Below are 21,864 nucleotides of genomic sequence, written 5' to 3' on the forward strand. Positions count from 1 at the left end.
GTCGGGTCGTCGAAAGCCCGGTGGTCGTCATTCGTGCAGTCCGCACTCGGTCTTGGCCCGCCCGGCCCAGCGGCCGGCGCGCGCGTCCTCGCCCTCGAGGACCCGACGGGTGCAGGGGGCGCAGCCGACGGAGGTGTAGCCGTCCATCAGCAGCGGGTTGGTCAGTACGCCGTGCTCGGCGACGTAGTCGTCCACGTCGTCCTGGGTCCAGCGGGCGATCGGGGAGATCTTGACCTTCTGCCGCTTCTCGTCCCAGCCGACGACCGGGGTGTTCGCCCGGGTCGGGGACTCGTCGCGGCGCAGCCCGGTCGCCCAGGCCGCGTACTTGGTCAGGCCCCGCTCCAGCGGCTGGACCTTGCGGAGTTTGCAGCACAGGTCGGGGTTGCGGTCGTGCAGCTTCGGGCCGTACTCCGCGTCCTGCTCGGCGACCGTCTGACGCGGGGTGAGGGTGATGACGTTGACGTCCATCACGGCCTCGACCGCGTCGCGGGTGCCGATGGTCTCCGGGAAGTGGTAACCGGTGTCGAGGAAGACGACGTCAACGCCCTTCTGGACGCGGGACGCCAGGTGGGCCACGACCGCGTCCTCCATCGAGGAGGTCACGCAGAAGCCCTTGCCGAAGGTGTCCACCGCCCACTGGAGGATCTCCAGGGCGGAGGCGTCTTCGAGATCGCGGCCGGCCTGCTCGGCCAGCGCCTTCAACTCCTCGCTCGTTCGCTCTTCCTGAGCGGTGGTCATATCCGTTCCCCTCCGGCTTCGGAATGCTTCAGCCCCTGGGCGAGCAGCCCGAGGAACTTCAGCTGGAATGCGCGGTTGCAGGCCGCGCATTCCCAGGCACCGTGGCCCTGCTCGTTCGGACGCAGGTCCTCGTCACCGCAGTAGGGGCAGTAGAAGGGGGCGGCCCGCTCGCTCATGACAGGGCCTCCTCGTCGGCGCGGGACGCCCAGGCGGCGAACCGCTCGCCGTCCGCGCGCTCCGCCTGGAAGCGCCTGAGCACCCGCTCGACGTAGTCCGGCAGCTCCTCGGAGGTCACCTTGAGACCGCGGACCTTGCGGCCGAACCCGGCCTCCAGGCCGAGTGCGCCGCCCAGGTGCACCTGGAAGCCCTCGACCTGCTCGCCCGCGTCGTTCAGGACCAGCTGGCCCTTGAGACCGATGTCCGCGACCTGGATGCGGGCGCAGGCGTTCGGGCAGCCGTTGATGTTGATGGTGAGCGGCTCGTCGAACTCGGGCAGCCGCCGCTCCAGCTCGTCGATCAGGTTGGAGCCGCGCTGCTTGGTCTCGACGATCGCGAGCTTGCAGTACTCGATGCCGGTGCAGGCCATGGTGCCGCGCCGGAACGTGGACGGCCGGGCGGTCAGGTCCAGCGCCTCAAGGGCCTCGACCAGCGACTCGACCTGGTCCTCGGTGACATCGAGGACGATCATCTTCTGTTCGACGGTGGTCCGCACCCGGCCCGAGCCGTGCGCCTCGGCGAGGTCCGCGATCTTCGCCAGGGTGGCGCCGTCCACCCGGCCGACCCGAGGGGCGAACCCGACGTAGAAGTTGCCGTCCTGCTGCCGGTGCACACCGACGTGGTCCCGCCAGCGCGACACGGGCTCGGCGGGCGCCGGGCCGTCGACGAGCTTCCGCTCGAGGTACTCGTCCTCCAGGATCTGGCGGAACTTCTCCGCGCCCCAGTCGGCGACCAGGAACTTCAGCCGGGCGCGGGTGCGCAGCCGCCGGTAGCCGTAGTCCCGGAAGATGCCGATCACGCCGGCCCAGACGTCCGGGACCTCCGCCAGCGGCACCCAGGCGCCGAGCCGGACGCCGATCTTCGGGTTGGTGGACAGGCCGCCGCCGACCCACAGGTCGAAGCCGGGGCCGTGCTCGGGGTGCTCCACGCCGACGAACGCGATGTCGTTGATCTCGTGCACCACGTCGAGGAGCGGCGAGCCGGAGATCGCGGACTTGAACTTGCGCGGCAGGTTGGAGAACTCCTTGCTGCCGATGTACCGCTTGTTGATCTCGTCGATCGCCCAGCTGCCGTCGATGATCTCGTCCTCGGCGATGCCGGCCACCGGCGAGCCGATGACGACCCGCGGGGTGTCGCCGCACGCCTCGGTGGTGGACAGGCCGACGGCCTCCAGGCGCTGCCAGATCTCCGGCACGTCCTCGATGCGGATCCAGTGCAGCTGGATGTTCTGCCGGTCGGTGACGTCCGCGCTGCCCCGGGCGAACTCCTGCGAGATCTCACCGATCACCCGCAGCTGCTGCGTGGTGAGGCGACCGCCGTCGATCCGCACCCGCAGCATGAAGTACTTGTCGTCCAGCTCCTCCGGCTCCAGGATGGCGGTCTTGCCGCCGTCGATGCCGGGCTTGCGCTGCGTGTACAGGCCCCACCAGCGCATCCGTCCGCGCAGGTCGTTGGGGTCGATCGAGTCGAAGCCGCGCTTGGAGTAGATCGTCTCAATGCGTGTCCGCACATTGAGACCGTCGTCGTCCTTCTTGAACTGCTCGTTCCCGTTGAGCGGGGTGAAGTGGCCCATGGCCCACTGACCCTCGCCACGGTGACGGCTCACCTTGCGGCGGGGCGCGGAGGCAGGGTTCTGCGGGGTGGCGGCCATGGCGATATACGTCCTTCAGACGGCGGGGAAGCGGCTCTGACCTGCGCCTGCGGGCGCACGGGGGCATGTCTGCGCGGCACTGCGCAAGGGGAGGTCTGGACAGGGAGGCGCGGCGGTGCTGTGCTCTCAGCCCGCCGGACAGATGGCGCTGGACATGCGGCCGAGGTCGACGTGCCGCCGACTCACCAAGGCAATTCCAGTTCCAGACATGACGGAAGCGTGTCACGCGGATCTCCGGGCAGTCCACCATTGTCCGGGATTCGGACTGATCTATTCTGAATAGTGAGACAGAGTGTTGTGGGTCACGCCGGGTTTCACGCGGTGGTGTACGCCCCGGGCCACGGTCCGGGCGCCGAGACGTCCGGTTCCTCCTCGACCTTCGTGTCGAAGAGCCGGAACCCCCGCCGCTGGTAGTTCGCCATCGCGTGCTCGCCGTCCAGACTGCACGTGTGCAGCCATACCCGCTTCGTCGGGGGCAGCCCGTCCCAGCGCTCCGCCAGGTCCCAGGCGCGTGCGGCGCCGTACGAGAGCAGGTGACCGCCGATGCGGCGGCCCCGGAAGGCCGGGATCAGGCCGAAGTAGACGATCTCCACCACACCGTCGTCCTGCGGTTCGAGCTCCACGTAGCCGGCCGGGGTGCCCCGGTCGTATGCGACCCAGCTCTCCACGCCCGGCCGCGCCAGGTGCTGCTCCCAGCGGGCGTGGCTCCAGCCCAGCCGGTCGGTCCAGCGGATGTCACCGCCGACCGAGGCGTACAGGAAGCGGCTGAACTCGGGGGAGGGGACCTCGGCGCGGACGATCCCGACCGTGCCGCCGTCCGGGGCGGCGGCGGGCAGGAGGTCGGCAAAGGAGGTCTGCTCCAGGGACCAGGTGGTCACGACGACGGTGCTCATGGGGCCAGGCAATCATCCCGGCCCCGGACGTGTCGACAGCCACCGCCCGGGCGAAGGCCGTCGACTGCCGTCATCCGAGCGACGCGTCGATCGAGCGCAGCGGGACCGAGAACAGCATGCGGTCGGTGACCGACCACACCTCGCCGGTGTCGGGCGCGTAGGAGAGCGAGCCGGTGCCCTCGCCCCAGCAGCGGTGCGAGGTGTCCGAGCCGCAGCGGGCCGCCTGCGCGCCCTTGGTGTCCTGCCGCCACAGACTGCCGTGCCCGTCCATGGCGCCGGGCAGGTGCCCGACGTACCACTCGGAGTCCGTCGCGCCCGGCGGCCGGTACGACAGGACGCCCCGGATCTCCGAGGCCTCGGTCCGGTACGCCTCGACCGCGTCCGCCCGGCCGAAGGTGTCGGTGGCGAGCAGTCCGGCGCGCTTCGGGTTCTCGTCGAACGCGTACCGCCACAGCCGGGCGTGCTGGTCGCTGTCGGTGGGCGTCCACTCGCCGAGGACCAGGCTGTCCGGGGCCGTCCCGCGGTCCACGGAGAGCGCGCTCGGGCAGGGTGCTCCGGTCCGGGAGCAGGCTCCGGCGGTGTAGCGGTACGAGCCGACGGCCGGCATCACGTACCGGAAGCCGTCGGCCGACCAGCCGCCGGACACCCGGCCGACCGCGTCGGTCAGCACCGAGGTGCGCTGGATGCGGTTCAGGTCGTAGACGTAGAGCGCGTCGGCGCTGCCCTGGACGGTGGTGACCATGAGCTTGTCCCCGTACCAGGCCATGCCGGAGATCTGCGAGGTCAGCCCGCGGTAGGTGCTGCCGTCGGCGCTGGGCACGGCCAGCAGGACCCAGGAGTACGACGGGTGCGCCGGGTCGTTCGCGTTGATCACCGCGACCCTGGCCAGGCCCCGGGAGGCGGCGGGGCCGCTGGAGGTGCTGTGCGTCCAGCCGGCCAGGACGACGCGGTTGGCGCCCCACAGGCCGTCGTCGTCCGCCTCCGAGGAGGTGGTCACCGAGGCCGGCTGCCAGTCGTCGGTGAGGGTGTCGGTGGGGTCCCAGCAGTACGCCTCGGTGGCGGCCGGGGTGACCGGCAGCGAGTCCCGGTCGTCGGAGTCGCAGTCGGCCGCCTCGCGCAGGGTGTGGTCGGAGGAGGCCAGCACGTCGGCCACCCCGACCGTGCCGCCCATCGCCGAGGCGAGCCGGTCCAGCGAGCGGCGCGGTACGAGGTGCTCCCGGAGCTGAAGGCGCGCGGTGTCGGCGGAGGCGGTCAGCGGCTTCAACGCGCCCGGGTCCTCGGCGACCGTGGCCTGCGAGGCACTGACGATCGTGGCCGCCGCGGTGAGCGCCAGCGCGGTGCCTGCCAGGGCAGCGCGCAGGGCCGTGCCCCGTCTGCGCCGCCGGTGTCTGCCGCGATGCTTCATGTGTCCTCCCGAGGCGGGCCAACTGCGCCTGATGGTCAAAGCGTTGACCGAGGAGCAGGTGGGGAGCCCGTACCGGGATGCTACGACAGCCGGGGCCGCCGTACCTCGAAGACCCCGCAAATACGCGGAAGATACCTCCCCGGCTGCCCCGAATGCGTTAAATACGGCTGTGTTAAATACTGCTGCGCCGAACGCGGCTGTGCTGCATGCGGCTGCGTTGGATACGGCTCTGTTGAAGACGGCTGTGCTGCATGCGGCTGCGCTAGATGCGGCCGGGTGTCCGGGACGCCGTCACCGCCGGGGCGGTCGAGGACGGCAGCAGGTCGCGTGGGTCGTCGGGGAGCAGCACCTCGATCTCCGCGTCGTCCCGGAAGCGGTAGGGCCGGTGTTCGAGCAGCGCCCCGAGGTACCGCCGGATCCTGGACATCTCCGCGCGCACGGTCACGGTCCGCGAGGCGTCGCCGAAGACGTCCTCGGCCAGCCCGGCCGCACTGCGCCCGCCTCGCCGTACCGCCAGCAGGTACAGCAACTCGGCATGCCGGGGACTGAGTTCCTGCGACCACGAGCCCGCGCCGCCGCCGACCGTCACGGAGGGCCGGCGCGGCCGGGCCAGGTCGAGCACGAGCCGGCCGCCGCCCACCGGTGCCGGCTCGTCCACCGCCCGCAGCAACCAGCCCCCGGCCAGCGGCTCCACCGCGCACAGCCCGAGCGCGGGCAGCCACCGGCGGCCCGGCGACAGCGACTTGGGCAGCATGAGCCGCCGCGGGTACGGCATGCCGGTGACCGCCGCGGTCCAGCCGTCGGCGTCCACCACCAGCGCCCGTCCGCCCAGCCGGGCCAGCACCGGCGCCGCGACCGCCCGCAGCCGCTCCAGCGCGTCCACGTGCAGCTCCCGCAGCCGCGCCTCGGCGAGCTTCGCCACCGAGTTCACCCAGGCCAGGGTCGCCGGATGCATCGTCTCCAGCGGCCCGCTGACGTCCACCACCCCGAGCAGGCTGCCGTCCCGGGGGTCCGTGATCGGCGCGCCGGAACACGTCCAGGAGACGTGCAGGCGGACGAAGTGCTCGGCGGCGAACACCTGTACGGGCCTGCGCACCACCGCCGGGGTGCCGACCCCGTTGGTCCCGGCGACGTCTTCGCGCCAGTCGGCGCCGAGTTCGAAGCCGATACCGTCCGCCTTGCGCAGCACCGGCGAGGATCCCTCCCGCCACAGCACACGGCCGTCGGCGTCCGCCACCACCATGATGTGCTGGGCGACGTCCGCGACCGAAAGCAGACCCTCGCGCAGCACCGGCAGCACGTCCTTGAGCGGTGACTCCTCGCGTCTGCGCCGCACTTCGTCGGCGGACAGCAGCCCGGGACGGAAGCCGTGGTCGGGGTCGACGCCGCGGCGCAGCATCCGCCCCCAGGACTGTTCGATCACCGGCCGGGGCGGGACGCGCCCACGCTGTCCGGCGAGTCTGGCCTCGCGCACCTCGTTCAGTACCCGCGCCGCCTGCGCCGCGTCCATCGCGGCGAGTCGCGCCGCGTCCATCGGCGGGTTCCCCACGGAGGTCCTCCCGAATACGCCTCGACAAGGCATCGATGAGTCGCTGTCAAGCCGTCCGGGCGGCGGATTCCGGTCCGACTGCGCGTCTCATACTGCCGTTTTCCGGTGCCGTAGGCACACAGTCCGCACACAGACACCGAGATGTTGCAACCCCTTGCAACCCTGGTGAACGGGCCGGGAGTGGCCGAAACTTGAGCCGACGCCGTGGCGTCAGTGGCCTGACATGGGCCGAAGAGGCGGGGGTGGTGCCGTGTCGGCGCAGCACCACCCCCGCCGCAGCCTGCGGCGCCTTGGCCGTGCGCGGCAGGGGGTGCGCTGTCCGGTGCGTTGGCGGCTGACGGTTGTGGGGGCCGGTCGCGCAGTTCCCCGCGCCCCTTCAGGTGGGGATGAGCACCCTTGCTCGATCCACCACGGCAGCCAGGTCCAGGCCGCTCGGCAGTGTGCCGAAGGTCGAGCCCCAGTCGTTGCCCAGGCGGGACGCGCAGAAGGCGTCGGCGATCTCCGGTGGGGCGAAGCGGACGAGCAGCGAGCCCTGGAGGACCGTCGCAAGCCGTTCCACCAGCCGTCGGGCTCTGCCCTCCATGCCCTCCAGGTCGGCCAGTTCGGCGAAGAGGTCCTTGACCGCGCGGTCGAGGCGGTGGTCGGCGCCGTGGGCGCGGCCGATCTCCTGGAGGTAGGCGTCCAGGGCGCCCGGTTCGCGTTGCAGGGCGCGGAGCACGTCCAGGGCCTGGATGTTGCCGGCGCCCTCCCAGACGGAGTTGAGCGGGGACTCGCGAACCAGCCGGGGCAGGCCGGACTCCTCCACGTAACCGTTGCCGCCCAGGCACTCGGCGGCCTCCACGACGAGCGGCGCGCAGCGCTTGGTCACCCAGTACTTGGCGGCCGGCAACGCGAGCCGCAGCAGGGCCCGTTCCGGCTCGCCCCCGTCGTCGTAGGCGGCGGCCAGCCGCAGCGCGAGGGTGGTCGCGGCCTCCGACTCGATCGCGAGGTCGGCCAGGACGTTGCGCATCAGCGGCTGGTCGGCGAGGTGCGCGCCGAAGGCCTCGCGGTGCGTGGCGTGGTGCACGGCCTGTGCCACCGCCTGCCGCATCAGCCCCGCCGAGCCCAGTACGCAGTCAAGCCGGGTCGCGGCGACCATGTCGATGATGGTCCGCACCCCGCGCCCCTCCGCGCCCACCCGCCGCGCCCAGGTCCCGTCGAACTCGACCTCGCCCGACGCGTTCGACCGGTTGCCGAGCTTGTCCTTGAGCCGCTGGAGGAGGAAGACGTTGCGGGTGCCGTCCGCCAGGACACGCGGCACGAGGAAGCAGGTGAGGCCGTCCGGCGCCTGGGCCAGCACCAGGAAGCCGTCCGACATGGGTGCGGAGCAGAACCACTTGTGTCCGGTCAGGGTGTACGTCCCGGCCTCGGCGAGCGGGGCGGCGGTGGTCGTGTTGGCCCGGACGTCGCTGCCGCCCTGCTTCTCCGTCATGCCCATGCCGAACAGGGCGCCGGCCTTCCGCCCGGCGGGCCGCAGCTCACGGTCGTAGACGGTGGACGTCAGCAGCGGCTCCCACACCGCGGCAAGCTCCGGGTCGGTGCGCAGCGCGGGCACCGCCGCGTTGGTCATCGACAGCGGACAGCAGTTGCCGGCCTCCACCTGGGTCCAGACCAGGAAGGCGGCGGCGCGCCGCACGTGCCCGGACGGCCGTACCCAGCCGGTGGTCAGGCCCGCGCCGACGCCCTTGCCGAGCAGCCGGTGCCAGGCGGGATGGAAGTCGACCTCGTCGATCCGGTGGCCGTAGCGGTCGTGGGTGCGCAGCCGCGGCGGGTGCTCGTTCGCCTGGGTCCCCCACTCCTGCACCTGCGCCGAGCCGGCCGAGGTGCCGATCCCGGACAGCTCGGTGCGCACCTCGCCGAGCAGTTCGGGCTCGGTGTGCCGCTCGACGGCCTCGACGAGCGCCCGGTCGGCGGCGAAGAGGTCGTATCCGGTCAGCGGGGGCGGCTGGTTGCTCACGGTATGCGTGGTGTTGCCTGCCATGTCTGCGAACCTACCCGGGGCGGTGGCGGTGGTCTCCAGCCTGACACAGCGGCCCCGTCCACCGCGTCCGCCCCGGTCGGGGACCCGGGAGGTGAGGACGGCCCCGGACGGCGGATACCGTTAGGGCGTGCAGCCAGCAAGCGATACTCCCGAGCGGCCCTCCGGCCGGCTCCACCGGGCCAGAGCCCTCTACCGGAACGTCTCCAAGCGCAGGACCGCCTGGCTGCTGATCAAGGACACCACCAATTCCTGCATCGAGTACCGCATCCTCGGCCTCGCCGCCGAGGCCGCCTTCTTCACCCTGCTGTCCGTCCCGCCGCTGCTGCTCAGCCTCATCGGACTGCTCGGCTACGTCGACGCCTGGACCGGTGCGCACACCATCGCCAGCCTGGAGGCCAACCTCCTGGACGCCTCCCGCACGGTCCTGTCCGACAAGGGCGTGAAGGAGATCGCCGAGCCGATCCTGCACGACGTGGTACGCGGCGGCCGCCCCGACGTCATCTCCATCGGCTTCCTGTTCGCCCTGTGGTCGGGTTCCCGCGCGGTGAACGTCTTCATCGACACGATCACGGTGATGTACGGCCTCGACGGCGTCCGGGGCATCGTGAAGACCCGGATCGTCTCCTTCCTGCTCTTCATCGCCGCGCTGCTGATCGGCTCGGTCGCGCTCCCGCTGATGGTGGCCGGGCCGGACGCGGTGGTCGGGATCGTGCCCTGGTCGGCGACGCTCGTCCAGGTCCTGTACTGGCCGGTCGTCATCGTCCTGTCCATCGTCTTCCTGACCACGCTCTACCACGTCTCCGTGCCGGTGCGCTCGCCGTGGGTGGAGGACGTCCCCGGCGCCCTGGTCGCCCTGGGCATGTGGGTCCTCGGCAGCTTCCTGCTGCGCATCTACCTGACCAACACCATCGAGGGCGCGACGATCTACGGCTCCCTCGCCGCGTCCGTCGCCGTGCTGCTGTGGATCGGCGTGTCCGCCTTCGCCGTGCTGGTCGGTGCCGCCGTCAACGCCGCGATCGACCGGGTCTGGCCGGCCGCCGCGACGGCCGCGGCACGCGCCGCCAACGAGCGGCTGCGGGAGGCCCAGGTCGCCGAGTACGTGGCCCGCGCGGCGGCGGCCCGGGAGGAGGGCCCGGACGACCCCGACGACCCGGACATGCCGTCGGAGTTCCCGGAGCGCTGGTCCCGGTTCCTGCCGCCGGAGGACGTCACGGCGCGGCTGCGGACGCACGTGAAGAGCAGCCACCCGCCGTCGCGGAAGCCGGAGGCCTGAGGACCGACGCCGGGTTCGTTGTGGGGGTTCGCGTTGTGGGCGGGGTGCGGGCTCGTCGTGGTTGCTCGCGCAGTTCCCCGCGCCCCTGAAGGGGGCGCGTCTACGCTGGCGTCCGTGTACAAGGAACGGGCGTCTCGGCTTCCCGGTGCCGTCGTCTGGGTGAACACGCCCGGCGCGGGCGGCGCCGGGCGGGTGCTGCCCGACGGGTGCATGGATCTGCTCTGGAACGAGGGGCGGCTGCTGGTCGCCGGGCCCGACACGCGCGCGTACGTCACCGGGGGCGCCCGAGGTGTCTGGGTCGGCCTCCGCTTCTACCCCGGTACCGCGCCCGCCCTCCTCGGGGTGCCCGCGTACGCACTGCTCGATCAGCGGGTCGAACTGGGTGACCTGTGGCCGGCCGGGGACGTACGGCGGCTGCGGGACCGGGTCGCGGCCGCGGGTGATCCGGCCGTCGCGCTGGAGGAGATCGCCCTGGAACGGACCCGGCCTTGCGACCCCTCCCTGCGGCGGCTCGTGGCAGCCCTGGACGCCGGGCGGCCCGTGGCGGCCGTCGCCGACGAACTGGGTCTCGGCGCACGCCAGTTGCACCGCCGAAGCCGGGCCGCCTTCGGCTACGGGCCCAAGACGCTGGCCCGGGTGCTGCGGATGCAGCGGGCGCTCGCGCTCGCCCGGGCCGGCGTTCCGCTCGCGGAGACGGCGGTCCGGGCGGGGTACGCGGATCAGCCGCATCTCTCGCGGGACATAAGAGAGTTGGCGGGGCTGCCGTTGAGCGGGCTGCTCGGCGGGTAGCGGGACCGTGCGGCATCGGCACCCGGCGTACGGCCTCAGGAGCCTTGATGTGACGGGTCGTCGGCCGCGTCGGCGGGCGGCAGCGGGGCGAACAGGTCGACGCCGTTGCCGTCGGGGTCGTGCACCGTGGCGTACCGCTGGCCCCAGAACGCGTCCCAGGGCTTGAGCTCGCCGTGGTACCCGGCGCCGACCAGTTCGTCGTACATCCCGTCCACCTCGGCGGGCGACCCGCAGCGGAAGGCGAGCGCCACGCGGCCTGGGCCGGTGGGTGGTTGCCAGGCCGGGTGGAAGGAGCGGACCGTCTCCTCGGTGTCCAGGGCCAGGGTGAGCCCGCCGGGCAACTCGGCCTCCACGTGCGGCTGTTCCTCGGCGCCGGGCGGGAATTCCAGGCCGAGGCGGCGGTAGAAGGCGAGGGACGCGGCCAGGTCGGAGGTGACGAGACCGAGGACGGCGAATCGTGGAGTCATGCCGTCACGGTAGGCGGGGGACCGGCCGGTGGTCTTGAAGGAATCGGACAGGCGGCACGCAGGCGGCGCGCCGAAAAACCGGTCCCCTGTGGAACGCCTGTGCGGCACGATGGGCGCATGATCCGTGCCGTGCGCGTCCTGCCGCCGCTGCTCCTCGCCGCCGCCCTGCTCACCGGGTGCGGCACCGAGAAGGCGGGCCCCGCGGCCTCCGGAGCCTCCACCGCCCCCGCCGACCCGGCCGAACTGGCCTCCAAGGCCAAGGCGTTGGGGATCGCCCCGGAGATGGTCTACGTCACCGACGCGCCCGGCTTCACCCTCTCCCAGCAGTCCGTCGGCGTGCAGGGCGACGACGGCTTCTCCGCCTCGTACGCGGACGACACCGGCGCCGTCATCCACCTCTACACCGACCACCTGCGCTACGCCGGACAGCACGAGTACGAGGTGTCGGAGAAGGGCTGCGTGGTGTGGCTGGAGGGCGAAGGCGGCGTCTCCGGCTCGGTCCTGGGCAAGGCGCTGCGCGCCGTCCGCCGTCCCACCGCCGGCGAGCTCGACACCCTGCTGCCCGCCCCCGATCCGGCCTTCACCGACGACCGGCCCGTGCAGCGCGGCGACCTGCCGACCAACGGCGACGGCGGCCCGCCGGACAACAGCGTGCCGACGCCGGGTTACTGAGCCGGCCCCTGGAGGGGGAGGGGCCGGACGGGTGTTCTGTCCGGCCCTCCGTCACGCCCCGGAGCCGGAATTCCGGCTCCGGGGCCCCTCCTGACGGGGGTGTCGCCTGGGCCGCACGGCCGGTCCAGTGACGTTTCTCCGGTGAACCGGATCCGCCATTGGGGTGAGTAAAGGTCGCGCACGGAGATAGTCACGTGCGTATCTAGAGATGCTCTTGTCTTGGCAAAGGGCTGTAGAGACGCGGAGGCCGCTCGTGCCGCCGCGCCACCCACCCACAGGAGGAGCCGGACCTTGACTTACGGGAAGAAGCTGCGCGAGCAGATCGCCGGGCCGGGGACCACCCCGCTGATCGGCGTGTACGACATGTACTCGGCGTCGATCGCGGCCAAACACTACGACGGGATGTTCGTATCGGGCTTCGGCTTCGCCGCCTCGTACTACGGCCTGCCGGACATCGGGTTCATCGCCTGGCCCGACATGGTGGCCTTCGTCCAGCGGCTGCGGGGCGCGTTCCCGCACCACCATCTCCTCGTCGACATCGACGACGGGTACGTCGACCCCGAGGTCGCCTGCCACGTCGTGGAGGGACTGGAGCGGATCGGCGCCTCCGGGGTGATCCTGGAGGACCAGAAGCGGCCGCGCCGCTGCGGGCACGCCGACGGCAAGCAGGTGCTGCCCCTGGAGGAGTACCTGGACAAGCTGGAGAAGGTCCTGGAGACCCGCAACGACCTGGTCGTGGTGGCCCGCACGGACGCCACCGACGAGCACGACATCCTGCACCGCGCGGAGCGGCTCGCCGCCACCGACGCCGACGTGATCCTCGTCGACGGGGTGCGCAGCGAGGAGTGGATCCGCCGGATCCGCAAGGTCGTCGGCGACAAGCCGCTGCTCTTCAACCAGATCGCCGGCGGCAAGTCGCCCCGCCTCTCGCTGACCGAGCTGGACGACCTCGGCGTCGACGTCGCGATCTACTCCACGCCCTGCCTGTTCGCCGCGCACGAGGCGATGGACTCGGCGCTGAGCGAGCTGAGGTCCGCGGACGGCCGGCTGCCGTCGGTCGACGCGGCCAGCGGCGTGGGCGTCAAGGCGTCCACCACCCTGCTGGAGCGCAACATCGCCCGGGAGCGGCTCGACGAGCCCGAGGGCGTGGGCGTGTGACGGGTGGCGGAGTGCGGTTGCGGGCGGCCGTGGTGGTCGCCGCAGCCCTGCTGGGAGGGGCCGCGGCACCCGCCTGTGCGGGCGGCAGCCTGATCACCGTGCTCGACAACTCCCACGCGGACTCCATCCTGGAGGTGGACCGCACGGCGAACGTCCAGACCGGGAGGGGTGACGCCGGCAGCGACCACGACGGCAGCGCCGTGGACGCGATCCAGGCGCTGATGGGCGAGCCGCGTCAGAACGACGACGAGTGAAGAGTGGCCGGCCGGATCGGCCGGTGGGGAACTGCGGGACCGTTGTGGCTGGTCGCGCAGTTCCCCGCGCCCCTAGGGGCGCGCCCTCATGAGGGCGCGCCTCAGTCCTCGGTCAGGTCCGGCAGGCCGTTCTCGTCCAGCTCCACGTCCTCCTTCGGGTCGTGTTCGTCGGTCGGGGCGGCTGCCACCACGGCGTGGTGCTGGGCCGGGGCGACCGTCAGGGTCGTGGCCCGGGCGGTGCCCAGGGCCGTGGTCACGGCGGCTGCGGCCAGAGCACAGGCCGCGGCGGTGCGCAGGGTGAGTTTCATGCCCTGGAAACGATCTTGACGAGGACGCGGTCACCGTCGTACGGCCGAACGGGCCGCCGGTGCCGCCGTACTCGCCCGCTCCACCAGCCTGGTCGACAGCTCGGTCCGGGTGCCCTCCGGACGGTCCCCGTGCATCAGCCGCACCAGCAGCCGCAGCGCGGTCGCCGCCATCTCCGACAGGGGCTGCCGGACCGTGGTCAGCGCCGGGGTGCCCCAGCGCGCCTCGGGCAGATCGTCGAAGCCGACCACGCTGACGTCCGCCGGCACCCGCAGGCCGCGTTCGGCCAGCGCCGCGTACACCCCGAGCGCCATCCGGTCCGAGCAGACGAACACGGCGGTCGGCGGCTCCGGCAGGTCCAGCAGCTCGTGCATCCGCACCCGGGCCGTGTCCGCGTCGAAGCCCGCGTGCCGGACGTAGTCGCCGCTGAGGCGCAGCCCCGCCGAGGCGAGCGCCGAGCGGTAGCCGGACACCCGGGCGCCGCTGCACATCCGGCGCCTGTTCCCGGCGATCACCGCGATCCGCTCATGGCCGAGCGCCAGCAGGTGCTCGGTCGCGGTCACCCCGCCCTGCCAGTTCGCCGCCCCGACGGAGACCACGCCCGCCGGGGGCTCGTGGACCGGGTCGATCAGTACGTACGGGATGCGGTGGTGGTCCAGCCAGGCGTACTGCGCGGCGGTCAGCTCGGCCAGGTTGAACAGCACCCCGGAGGAACCGCGCGCGGTCAGCTTGTCCAGCCACCCGTGCTCCGGGCGGCCGGCCCGCGTCCGGGCCGGCCCCGCCGACACGACGACCTCCAGACCCGCCTCGTACGCCGCCGCCTCCACCCCGTGCAGCACCGCGCCCGACCACGAGCTGTCCAGCGCCTGCACGACCAGGTCGATCAGGGTGGGGGCCTTCGTCGCGTCGAACCGAGGTCTGCGGACGTAGCCGAGCCGTTCGAGGGCCTCGGTGACCCGGCGGCGGGTCTCGGGGGCCACGTCGTCGCGGCCGTTCACCACCTTCGACGCGGTCGGCACGGAGACGCCCGCCTCGCGGGCCACCACCGCCAGCGTCGGACCGGCCGCCGCCATGCTCGTACCTCCGGCACGGACCATGGGGAACCCGCCTCTCCGGCCCGCCCTTGGGCCAACGAAAGTAACGAAAGTTGCGACCAACGCTGCTTCCGCGGTCTGCGTGCAAGCCGTGCAGTAAGCGCTTCCTACGATAGGTGGGCGTCAACACGGCGTGAAGGCCTGGGAATTCACGGGATCTTCCCGGGCATGACTTTCGAAACTTCGAACAGGGCGGATCGGGGTTTTGCGGGGTTATGCGGGTGTGCAGGTGATCCGGAAGTCGGTGAAGTCGGCGGTGAAGGAGGCGTCGACAAGGTCGACGGCGTGGATCGCGGCCATGGCTCCGGTGAAGCGGAGGCCGGTGCCGTGGTCGTCGGAGAGGCGGGTGAAGTCGAGGGGCGGGCCGATGGGGTGGCGGGGGCCGTCGGTCGCGTACCAGAAGCGGGCGTCGGCGCCGTCGACTGTGACGCCGAGGGTGAGTGGGGTGTCCTTGTCGACGTCTACGACGGCTGGCGTGTGGGTTTCCGTCTCGTCCCGGGTGGTCAGGGCGAGGACGGTTCGGCCGCCGTCCTGCCATTGCTGGCCGTGTTGGGTTGCGCCTTCCGGCTCCGTCCAGGTGAGGTCCAGGGCGTAGTAGGCCGAGGTGTTGTACCAGAGGAGGAGTCCCGCGGCCTGGGTGAAGGTCGACGGGCTTGCCTGGAGGGTGACTTGGGCTTCGGTGCGGTGTTCGGTGATGCGGCGGGCGAGGAGGTGGTGGGACCAGAGGGAGTCGGGGCCGTGGTGGCCACGGAGGCGTAGCCAGCCGGGGCGGGTGGTGGGGTCGATCCAGGAGGGGTCTGCGGGGGAGCGGAGGGTGTAATAAGGGGTTGCGTTGTCGGCCGCGGGCGAGTGGGGACTTGTCGCGCAGTTCCCCGCGCCCCCGAGAGCAGGGCGCTGCCCGGTGGGTACCTTGACCGTCACCGCCGGTCGGGTGTCCCCGTGCCGGAGTCGTGGCCGGCCCTCGGCGTCCCAGGTCACCTCCTGGATCGCCGTTTCGCGGCCGAGTGGGCAGCGTGGGCCGTCCGAGGTCTTGAGCGGGCGTGCCGTCAGGTGGCTCAAGTACCAGTCGCCCTGCGGGGATTGGACCAGCTCCGCGTGCCCCGCCTTCTGCAACGGCCAGGCAGGATCGTGACGTGCCGTCAGGAGGGGGTGTTCGTCGAGTTCGTAGGGGCCGGTGAGGTCGCGGCTGCGGGCCACCCGCACGCCGTGCTCGAAGCCCGTCCCGCCCTCCGCGAGCACCAGGACGTACCAGCCGTTCCGCTTCAGCAGCTTCGGGCCCTCGATCAAGCGGTCGTGCTGGAGGAGGAGGTGGGTCCGGCCGGCGGGGGCCAGTGTGTCCCGGTCCAGTTCCGTGGCGACGATGCCCGCGAAGCGCCGGCCGCCCGGGCGGTGGTCGTTCTGGAGGTTGAGGAGCCAGAGCCGGCCGTTGTCGTGGTGGAGGGCGGGGTCGAAGCCGTGGCTGGGGACCCGGCGCGGGGGAGCCCAGGGGCCGGACACCTCCGGGGCCGTACTGACGTAGGTGTCCAGGTCGAAGTACGGGGTGCCCACCGAGCGGACGACGGAGTACGTCACCCAGAAGCGCTCCCCGTCCCAGCTCAGTGAAGGGGCCCAGACGCCGCCCGAGTCGGGGACGCCGGCCAGGGAGCCGCCGGGGACCGCGCCCTCGACGTGGCCGGCGTACTCCCAGTGGGCCAGGTCGCGGGAGCGGTGGATCGGGATCGTCGGGAACCACTCGAAGGAGCTGGTGGCGAGGTAGTACCAGTCGCCGGCGCGGACCAGGGAGGGGTCGGGGGCGAAGCCGCGGAGCACCGGATTGTGCAGCAGGGTCACTTGAGGGCTCCCAGGGTGACGCCCGTACGCCAGTAGCGGCGCATCGCGATCATCATGACCGCCATCGGGACGATGGAGAGAAGCGCGCCGGTGAGGACCAGGCTGGTCAGGTCGACCCCGGATTCGAGGCGTTTGCCCGACCAGTTGTAGAGGCCCAGGTTCAGGGTCCAGTTCTGTTCGCCGCGGAGCACCGTGAGCGGGAGGAAGAAGGCGTTCCAGGTGTTGACGAAGGCCAGCAGGAAGACCGTGGCGCCGCCGGTCGTCATCATGCGCAGGACGATCGAGAAGAAGATGCGGACCTCCCCGGCGCCGTCTATGCGGGCCGCTTCGAGGAGTTCGTACGGGACCGTGGCCTCGGTGTAGACCTTCGCCAGGTAGACGCTGAACGGGTTGACGAGGCAGGGGATCAGCATCGCCCAGGGGGTGTCCACCAGACCGATCTTCGAGAAGAGGAGGTAGAGGGGGAGGGTGAGCAGGGCGATCGGGACCAGGAAGGAGCCGACCACGCAGGCGAACACCAGGCCGCGGCCCGGGAACTGGAAACGGGCGAGGCCGTAACCGGTGGCGAGGGCGATGAGCGTGCCGCCGAGGGAGCCGACTCCGGCGTAGAGGAAGGAGTTGGCGGTCCAGCGCAGGAAGATGCCGTTCTCGTAGGTGAAGAGCTGGTGCAGGTTGGTCCAGAGGTGCCAGCCGGAGAACCAGAGGCCGTTGCTCTGGTAGAGAGCGGTGCGGTCCTTCGTCGCGGCGACGATCAGCCACCAGACCGGGAAGAGGCTGTAGGCGCTCGCCAGGGCCAGGCCGACGAGGAGGAAGCGCTGGCCGCCCCGGGAACGGGCGGCGGGGTCGGGCCTGGCGATGCGGCGGACGGGGTTCGTCCTCGTGCGCTCCTCGGTGAGGGCCATCAGTCGGCCTCCTTCGCGGTCAGCCGGTAGAAGAGGAAGGAGGCGACGCCGAGGATCAGGGCCAGCAGGACGGAAAGGGCCGCCGCGTAGTGGTAGTTGCCCGCGTTGAACGCCTGGTTGTAGATCACCATGATCGGGGTGAAGCTGTCGCTCACCGTCTGCGGTGTGACGTTGCGGAACAGGGCGGGCTCGTTGAAGATCTGGAGCATCTGGATGATCGACAGCATGCCGGTGAGGACCAGCGCGCCCCGCACGTAGGGGACTTTGATGCTCAGGGCGATGCGGGACTCGGAGGCACCGTCCAGCCGGGCCGCCTCGAAGAGTTCGCGCGGGACGCCCTGCAGCGCCGAGTAGATGATCACCATGTTGTAGCCGATGCCGTGCCAGGTCAGCAGGTTGCCGATGGACGGCCACACCATCGACGGGGCGAAGAAGTTCCAGTCCAGGCCGAACGCCTTGCCCAGCGCGGTGAGGGGGCCGACGTCCGGGCTGTAGACGTTGATCCAGACGATGGCGGCGACCACGCCCGGGATCATGTACGGGACCAGGAGCAGGACGCGGAAGCGGCCCGCCGCCCGGGCCGCCAGGGTGTCGAGGAAGAGCGCGAGCAGCAGGCTGACCAGCAGCATCACGGGGATCTGTACGCAGGCGAACAGCAGCACCCGCAGGACCGAGTGGAGGAACGCCGGATCCGTCAGGCCCTGTTGGTAGTTGGCCAGACCCGAGAACTCGTCGGTGGTGCCGCCGAGGCCGAGGCCGGAGGAGTGCGAGCGGTACAGCGACTCGTAGACGGCGTACCCGATCGGGACCAGGTAGAGGAAGACGAAACCTAGCTGGAAGGGCACCGTGAAGGCGGCGCCCTTCCAGCGCTGGGAGCGGACCATCCGTGCGCCGCCTCAGCCCTTGACGCTGATGCCGCGGGACCTGAGGTCGGCGACCGTCCACTGCTGCATGTGGGCGAGGAGGTCGGTGACCTTCTGCTGCTTGCTGACCACCTTCGCCCAGCCGCTCTGCAACTCGGTGAACGTGGCCGTCCAGTCGGGGCCGAAGGTCCAGTCCGTGGTGACCGTGCCCAGGCTGTCGGTGACGACCTTCTTCGCCGGGGCGTAGTTCGCCCCGAGCAGCTTCTGCGAGATCGCCTCGTCGACGTAGGCGCTGCTGTCGGCGAGCGCCGGCATCACGCCGTTGCCGGTGGTCGGGCTGGCCATCGTCTTCACCGCGCCGGAGTCGGTGGACATCCACAACGCGGCCTCGGCGGCCTGCTGCTGGTGCGCGCACTGCTTGGTGACCAGGGTGACGCTGCCGGTGAGGTTGGTGCCGGCCGGGGTCTTCGCGGCCTCGCCGGTATAGGTGGGCCAGGGGGCGAGGGCCCACTTGCCGAAGGACTTGGTGAAGTTCTGCACCATGCCCGCCATCTGCCAGGTGGAGATCTGCCGGGTCGCGGTGGAGCCGTTGTCGTAGTTGCGCTGCACGGCCGCGTAGTCGGCGAACGACAGCGTGGAGTCGAGGTCGTTGTCGATGATCTGCTGGATCACGCCCGCGGCCTTGAGGGTGCCCGCGTCCTGGAAGTCCACCTTCCAGGAGTCGCCGTCGATGGCGTACCAGTGGGCGCCGGCCTGCATGGCGAGCACTTCGAGGGTGCTGGGGTCCTCACCGGCGTAGTTGGTGATCTTGACGCCGTGCTTCTTCAGGACCTTGCCTGCCGCGATGAACTCGTCCCAGGTGGTGGGGGCCTTGAGGCCGTACTTCTGGAAGACGTCCGTGCGGTAGATGGTGAAGTTCGGCGAGGAGCTGGTGGGGACGCCGTACAGCTTCCCCTGCACCTGCGCGGCTGACCAGGAGCCGGAGTTGAACCTGTCCTTGGCCGTGCCGACGTACTTCGTGATGTCGGCGAGGGCGCCCTGGGCGACCCAACTCGTCACGTACTCGGCGGTGTTCTGCACCAGGCAGGGCGCGTTGCCCGCCTTCACCGCGTTGGTGAGCTGCTTCTGCATGGTCAGCTGGTCGGTGACCTTCGTGTACTTCAGCTGCACGTCCTTGTGGGCGGCGTTGAACGCCTTCACCACGGCCTCCTGGCCGTTCGCCCAGCCCCAGAAGGGCAGCGTGACCGGGCCGGAGGCCGCGTCGGAGCCGCCGGATCCGGAGCCCGATCCGCCGCAGGCGGAGAGCAGACCTGTCAGCGCGAGGCCCGCGATCGCGGCGCGGACCAACCTGGTGGAGTTCATCAGACCGTGTTCCTTCGGAGGTGGGCGCTCTCGGGGAGGAGGGCGGCGGCTCGGCTGTGCCTTAGAAACCGGTTTCCACGGGACAGTAGGACGGTGCCGCCGCTCCCAGCAAGGGGTATGAGTCGGAATCTTTCGATGTGCGGTCCGTCGAACGGCCCGTGAGCAGCAACCGGTACGCAAGAACAACCGGTTGCCGCTGAAGGGTTTTCGAAAGTTCGCCACTCCTCTTGACGATGCACTCCCGCGGGTTGAAGCTCCCCTCACTGCTCATAGCAACCGGTTGCCAACCGAGCCGACTTCCGGTCACCTCCCTTCAGAGAGTGGGTAGTTCATGCGGACGCACGCCCGTGCCCCGGTCAGCCGGCGCGGCTTCCTCGCGCTCGGCGGCACCGCCGCCGCCACGGCCGCCCTCGGTGGCTGTGCCCTCGCGGTGTCGGGAAGTGCCGGCGGCCCGGGCGAGACCGTCACCCTGATGACCAAGCCCGAGGACGTGGGCACGGACCTCGTCAAGCAGGCCTACGACGAGCTCGGGATCCGCATCAACACGGTGCGGTACGACATCACCAAGCTGATCGCGATGATGACCAGCGGCAGCCCGCCCGACCTGGTGCGCGGTGTCGGCGCCGTCGACGCGCCGTATCTCGCGGCGCGAGGCGTGGCCGAGGAACTCGACTCCTACTTCGCCCGCAGCGGCATCCTCAGGGCCGACGACCTCGACCCGGTCAACGACCTGTGGCGCTACGACGGCCGCACCCAGGGCAAGGGGCCGCGCTACGGCATGGCCAAGGACTTCTCCCAGGACTCCATGTACTGGTACGACACCACCCTGTTCGACGGCGCGGGCGTCGACCGTCCGTCGGAGACCGAGCCGGTCACCTTCGAGGAGTGGCTGGAGAAGGCGAAGCGGCTGACCCGGACCAGCAAGGGGCAGACGACCGTGTTCGGCGGCAGCTACAACGGCCTCGGCGCCTCCACCCTGCTGGCCGGGCTGACCGCGTCGGCCGGCGGCAGCCTCTTCGACGACGGCTTCTCCCGGGTCGACTTCACCGCACCCGAGGCCCGCAAGGCGCTGAGCTGGTACATCGAACTGTGCCGGGCCAAGGTCGGCCCGAGCCTGATCCAGCCCGACCCGAACGGCTGGGACGGACCCACCTACCAGGCCCGCCGGATGGCGATGTCCAACTCGGGCTACTGGCTGGGCGGTCTGATCAACACCGACGAGAAGCTCGCCGCCGTCTCCCGGCTCGCCCCGGCCCCGGTCTTCGCGTGCGGCCCGCGCATCAGCTCCTGCCAGGGCGCCACCGGGATGTGGATGCCGAGGAAGGCCCGGAACAAGGACGCGGCCTGGCGGGTCTTCGAGTGGTTCTTCGGCGAGGCCCCGGCGAGGGCACGTGCGTCCGGCGGCTGGGGGATCCCCACGCTCAAGTCGCTCCGGCCGCTGATGCCGCATCAGGAGAGCTGCCGGCGGGACGCGCTGAAGGTGCAGGAGGCCGAGCTGAAGCACTTCTCGGTGATCTCCTTCACGCCGTACGCCCGGACGGATTCCCTGGACGCCCTCTTCAACCGGGCCGCCCCGGCCGCGATGAGCGGCGAGATGTCCGTGGACACCCTCGCCCGGCACCTGAACTCGACGATGAACGAGCAGCTCAAGCGCGGGAAGGAGCAGGTGGGATGAGCGTCGAGCAGATACCCGCCGTGCGGGGCGGAGCCGACCCGGCGGCGGACCGGGCACGGTCGGCGGTGCGCCCCCGCTCCTCCATGACCATCGACTTCCTCGGCTACGCCCGCAACTCCCTGATCATCGCCACGCTCTACGCGACCCTCGTCACGCTCGGCTCCGCCTGGGTCGGCTTCGGCTTCGCCCGGTTGTCCGCACCCGGCAGGAAGGCGTTGTTCGGCATCCTGCTCGGCTCGATGATGCTGCCCCAGACGGTCACCCTGCTCCCGACCTGTCTGATCTTCGCGAAGCTCGGCATGGTCGACACCTACTGGCCCTGGGTGCTGTGGGGGCTGGCCGCCACCCCCTATCTCGTCTTCCTGTTCCGGCAGTTCTTCGCCGGACTGCCCCGCGAGCTGGAGGAGGCCGCCATCGTCGACGGCTGCGGCTACGCCGGGATCTTCTGGCGGATCTTCCTGCCCCAGTCCTGGCCGGTCGTCGCCGCGAGCTTCGTGATCGCCTTCACCTGGACCTGGGGCGACTACATCGCCCCCCAACTGCTGCTCTCCACCGACCGCACCACGCTCGCCGTCGCCGTCATGACCACCTACGTCACCGAGGCCGGACAGCCGGTCACCCATCTCCAGGCCGCCGCCTCCGTCATGTACGTCGTGCCGATCCTGCTGGTCTTCCTCGTCGCCCAGCGCGGATTCGTCGCCGGCATGTCGACGTCCGGTCTCAAGTAGCCCAGCCCGCCGACCCGTT

At 71.2% G+C, this 21,864-nt stretch carries 22 protein-coding genes; 7 read left to right on the plus strand and 15 right to left on the minus strand.

What is annotated here, in order from left to right:
• Window positions 1-27: 27 nt before the first annotated feature.
• The 8 genes from ACGF5O_RS16145 to ACGF5O_RS16180 form a co-directional block, all read right to left on the minus strand.
• Entirely contained in the window at window positions 28-738 is a 711-nt protein-coding gene (locus tag ACGF5O_RS16145) for a phosphoadenylyl-sulfate reductase (protein WP_393810505.1), read from the minus strand.
• On the minus strand, window positions 735-914 hold the full coding sequence (locus tag ACGF5O_RS16150) for a hypothetical protein (protein WP_393810506.1): 180 nt from the start codon (window positions 912-914) through the stop codon (window positions 735-737). The genes ACGF5O_RS16145 and ACGF5O_RS16150 overlap by 4 nt, the downstream gene beginning before the upstream one ends.
• Entirely contained in the window at window positions 911-2,605 is a 1,695-nt protein-coding gene (locus tag ACGF5O_RS16155; RefSeq protein WP_393810507.1) for a nitrite/sulfite reductase, read from the minus strand. The genes ACGF5O_RS16150 and ACGF5O_RS16155 overlap by 4 nt, the downstream gene beginning before the upstream one ends.
• A gap of 126 nt (window positions 2,606-2,731) precedes the next feature.
• On the minus strand, window positions 2,732-2,815 hold the full coding sequence (locus ACGF5O_RS16160) for a putative leader peptide (protein ID WP_309500612.1): 84 nt from the start codon (window positions 2,813-2,815) through the stop codon (window positions 2,732-2,734).
• 104 nt (window positions 2,816-2,919) lie between these two features.
• A complete protein-coding gene (locus ACGF5O_RS16165; protein WP_393810508.1) occupies window positions 2,920-3,498 on the minus strand; it encodes a GNAT family N-acetyltransferase in 579 nt (192 codons plus the stop codon).
• A 70-nt stretch (window positions 3,499-3,568) separates the two neighbouring features.
• Window positions 3,569-4,903, minus strand: a complete 1,335-nt coding sequence (locus ACGF5O_RS16170) for a hypothetical protein (RefSeq protein ID WP_393810509.1) — start codon at window positions 4,901-4,903, stop codon at window positions 3,569-3,571.
• A gap of 262 nt (window positions 4,904-5,165) precedes the next feature.
• A complete protein-coding gene (locus ACGF5O_RS16175; RefSeq protein ID WP_393810510.1) occupies window positions 5,166-6,437 on the minus strand; it encodes a GAF domain-containing protein in 1,272 nt (423 codons plus the stop codon).
• A gap of 391 nt (window positions 6,438-6,828) precedes the next feature.
• On the minus strand, window positions 6,829-8,472 hold the full coding sequence (locus ACGF5O_RS16180; protein WP_393810511.1) for an acyl-CoA dehydrogenase family protein: 1,644 nt from the start codon (window positions 8,470-8,472) through the stop codon (window positions 6,829-6,831).
• 127 nt (window positions 8,473-8,599) lie between these two features.
• Here ACGF5O_RS16180 and ACGF5O_RS16185 point away from each other — a divergent pair, with 127 nt between their 5' ends.
• Window positions 8,600-9,745, plus strand: a complete 1,146-nt coding sequence (locus ACGF5O_RS16185; RefSeq protein WP_393810512.1) for a YihY/virulence factor BrkB family protein — start codon at window positions 8,600-8,602, stop codon at window positions 9,743-9,745.
• A gap of 114 nt (window positions 9,746-9,859) precedes the next feature.
• Window positions 9,860-10,534 carry a helix-turn-helix domain-containing protein gene (locus ACGF5O_RS16190; protein ID WP_393810513.1) on the plus strand — a complete coding sequence of 225 codons (675 nt, stop codon included), beginning with the start codon at window positions 9,860-9,862 and terminating at the stop codon, window positions 10,532-10,534.
• A 35-nt stretch (window positions 10,535-10,569) separates the two neighbouring features.
• Here the strand turns inward: ACGF5O_RS16190 and ACGF5O_RS16195 are convergent, their stop codons facing one another.
• Entirely contained in the window at window positions 10,570-11,001 is a 432-nt protein-coding gene (locus ACGF5O_RS16195) for a VOC family protein (RefSeq protein WP_393810514.1), read from the minus strand.
• Window positions 11,002-11,118: 117 nt separating this feature from the next.
• Between ACGF5O_RS16195 and ACGF5O_RS16200 the strand changes: the two genes are divergently transcribed.
• The 3 genes from ACGF5O_RS16200 to ACGF5O_RS16210 all read left to right on the plus strand — a co-directional run bounded on the left by ACGF5O_RS16200 (window position 11,119) and on the right by ACGF5O_RS16210 (window position 13,085).
• Complete coding sequence (locus ACGF5O_RS16200; protein WP_393810515.1) at window positions 11,119-11,673, plus strand: membrane lipoprotein; 555 nt, start codon at window positions 11,119-11,121, stop codon at window positions 11,671-11,673.
• A 291-nt stretch (window positions 11,674-11,964) separates the two neighbouring features.
• Window positions 11,965-12,831, plus strand: coding sequence for an oxaloacetate decarboxylase (locus tag ACGF5O_RS16205; protein WP_393810516.1), 867 nt, complete (start codon window positions 11,965-11,967; stop codon window positions 12,829-12,831).
• The gene (locus tag ACGF5O_RS16210; protein ID WP_393810517.1) at window positions 12,828-13,085 is read left to right on the plus strand and encodes a hypothetical protein; all 258 of its coding nucleotides are present in this window, start codon (window positions 12,828-12,830) and stop codon (window positions 13,083-13,085) included. The genes ACGF5O_RS16205 and ACGF5O_RS16210 overlap by 4 nt, the downstream gene beginning before the upstream one ends.
• Window positions 13,086-13,186: 101 nt before the next feature.
• On the opposite strand, the gene ACGF5O_RS16215 is transcribed toward ACGF5O_RS16210, so the two are convergent.
• The 6 genes from ACGF5O_RS16215 to ACGF5O_RS16240 form a co-directional block, all read right to left on the minus strand.
• Window positions 13,187-13,393: a hypothetical protein gene (locus ACGF5O_RS16215; RefSeq protein WP_393810518.1), complete on the minus strand. Its 207-nt coding sequence runs from the start codon at window positions 13,391-13,393 to the stop codon at window positions 13,187-13,189.
• Window positions 13,394-13,423: 30 nt separating this feature from the next.
• Window positions 13,424-14,488 (minus strand): LacI family DNA-binding transcriptional regulator, encoded by a 1,065-nt coding sequence (locus ACGF5O_RS16220; RefSeq protein WP_393810519.1) that lies wholly within the window; start codon window positions 14,486-14,488, stop codon window positions 13,424-13,426.
• A gap of 210 nt (window positions 14,489-14,698) precedes the next feature.
• Window positions 14,699-16,315 carry a family 43 glycosylhydrolase gene (locus ACGF5O_RS16225; RefSeq protein ID WP_393810520.1) on the minus strand — a complete coding sequence of 539 codons (1,617 nt, stop codon included), beginning with the start codon at window positions 16,313-16,315 and terminating at the stop codon, window positions 14,699-14,701.
• Window positions 16,312-17,217 (minus strand): carbohydrate ABC transporter permease, encoded by a 906-nt coding sequence (locus ACGF5O_RS16230; RefSeq protein WP_393810521.1) that lies wholly within the window; start codon window positions 17,215-17,217, stop codon window positions 16,312-16,314. The genes ACGF5O_RS16225 and ACGF5O_RS16230 overlap by 4 nt, the downstream gene beginning before the upstream one ends.
• The gene (locus ACGF5O_RS16235; protein WP_393810522.1) at window positions 17,217-18,101 is read right to left on the minus strand and encodes a carbohydrate ABC transporter permease; all 885 of its coding nucleotides are present in this window, start codon (window positions 18,099-18,101) and stop codon (window positions 17,217-17,219) included. The genes ACGF5O_RS16230 and ACGF5O_RS16235 overlap by 1 nt, the downstream gene beginning before the upstream one ends.
• 12 nt (window positions 18,102-18,113) lie before the next feature.
• Window positions 18,114-19,442: an ABC transporter substrate-binding protein gene (locus ACGF5O_RS16240; protein WP_393810523.1), complete on the minus strand. Its 1,329-nt coding sequence runs from the start codon at window positions 19,440-19,442 to the stop codon at window positions 18,114-18,116.
• A gap of 331 nt (window positions 19,443-19,773) precedes the next feature.
• Here ACGF5O_RS16240 and ACGF5O_RS16245 point away from each other — a divergent pair, with 331 nt between their 5' ends.
• Window positions 19,774-21,117 carry an extracellular solute-binding protein gene (locus tag ACGF5O_RS16245; RefSeq protein ID WP_393810524.1) on the plus strand — a complete coding sequence of 448 codons (1,344 nt, stop codon included), beginning with the start codon at window positions 19,774-19,776 and terminating at the stop codon, window positions 21,115-21,117.
• Window positions 21,114-21,845 carry a carbohydrate ABC transporter permease gene (locus ACGF5O_RS16250; protein WP_393810525.1) on the plus strand — a complete coding sequence of 244 codons (732 nt, stop codon included), beginning with the start codon at window positions 21,114-21,116 and terminating at the stop codon, window positions 21,843-21,845. Before ACGF5O_RS16245 ends, ACGF5O_RS16250 begins: the two co-directional genes overlap by 4 nt.
• Window positions 21,846-21,864 lie beyond the last annotated feature (19 nt).

Origin of the sequence: Streptomyces sp. NPDC048291 (assembly GCF_043201715.1) — a bacterium.
Taxonomy (GTDB): domain Bacteria; phylum Actinomycetota; class Actinomycetes; order Streptomycetales; family Streptomycetaceae; genus Streptomyces.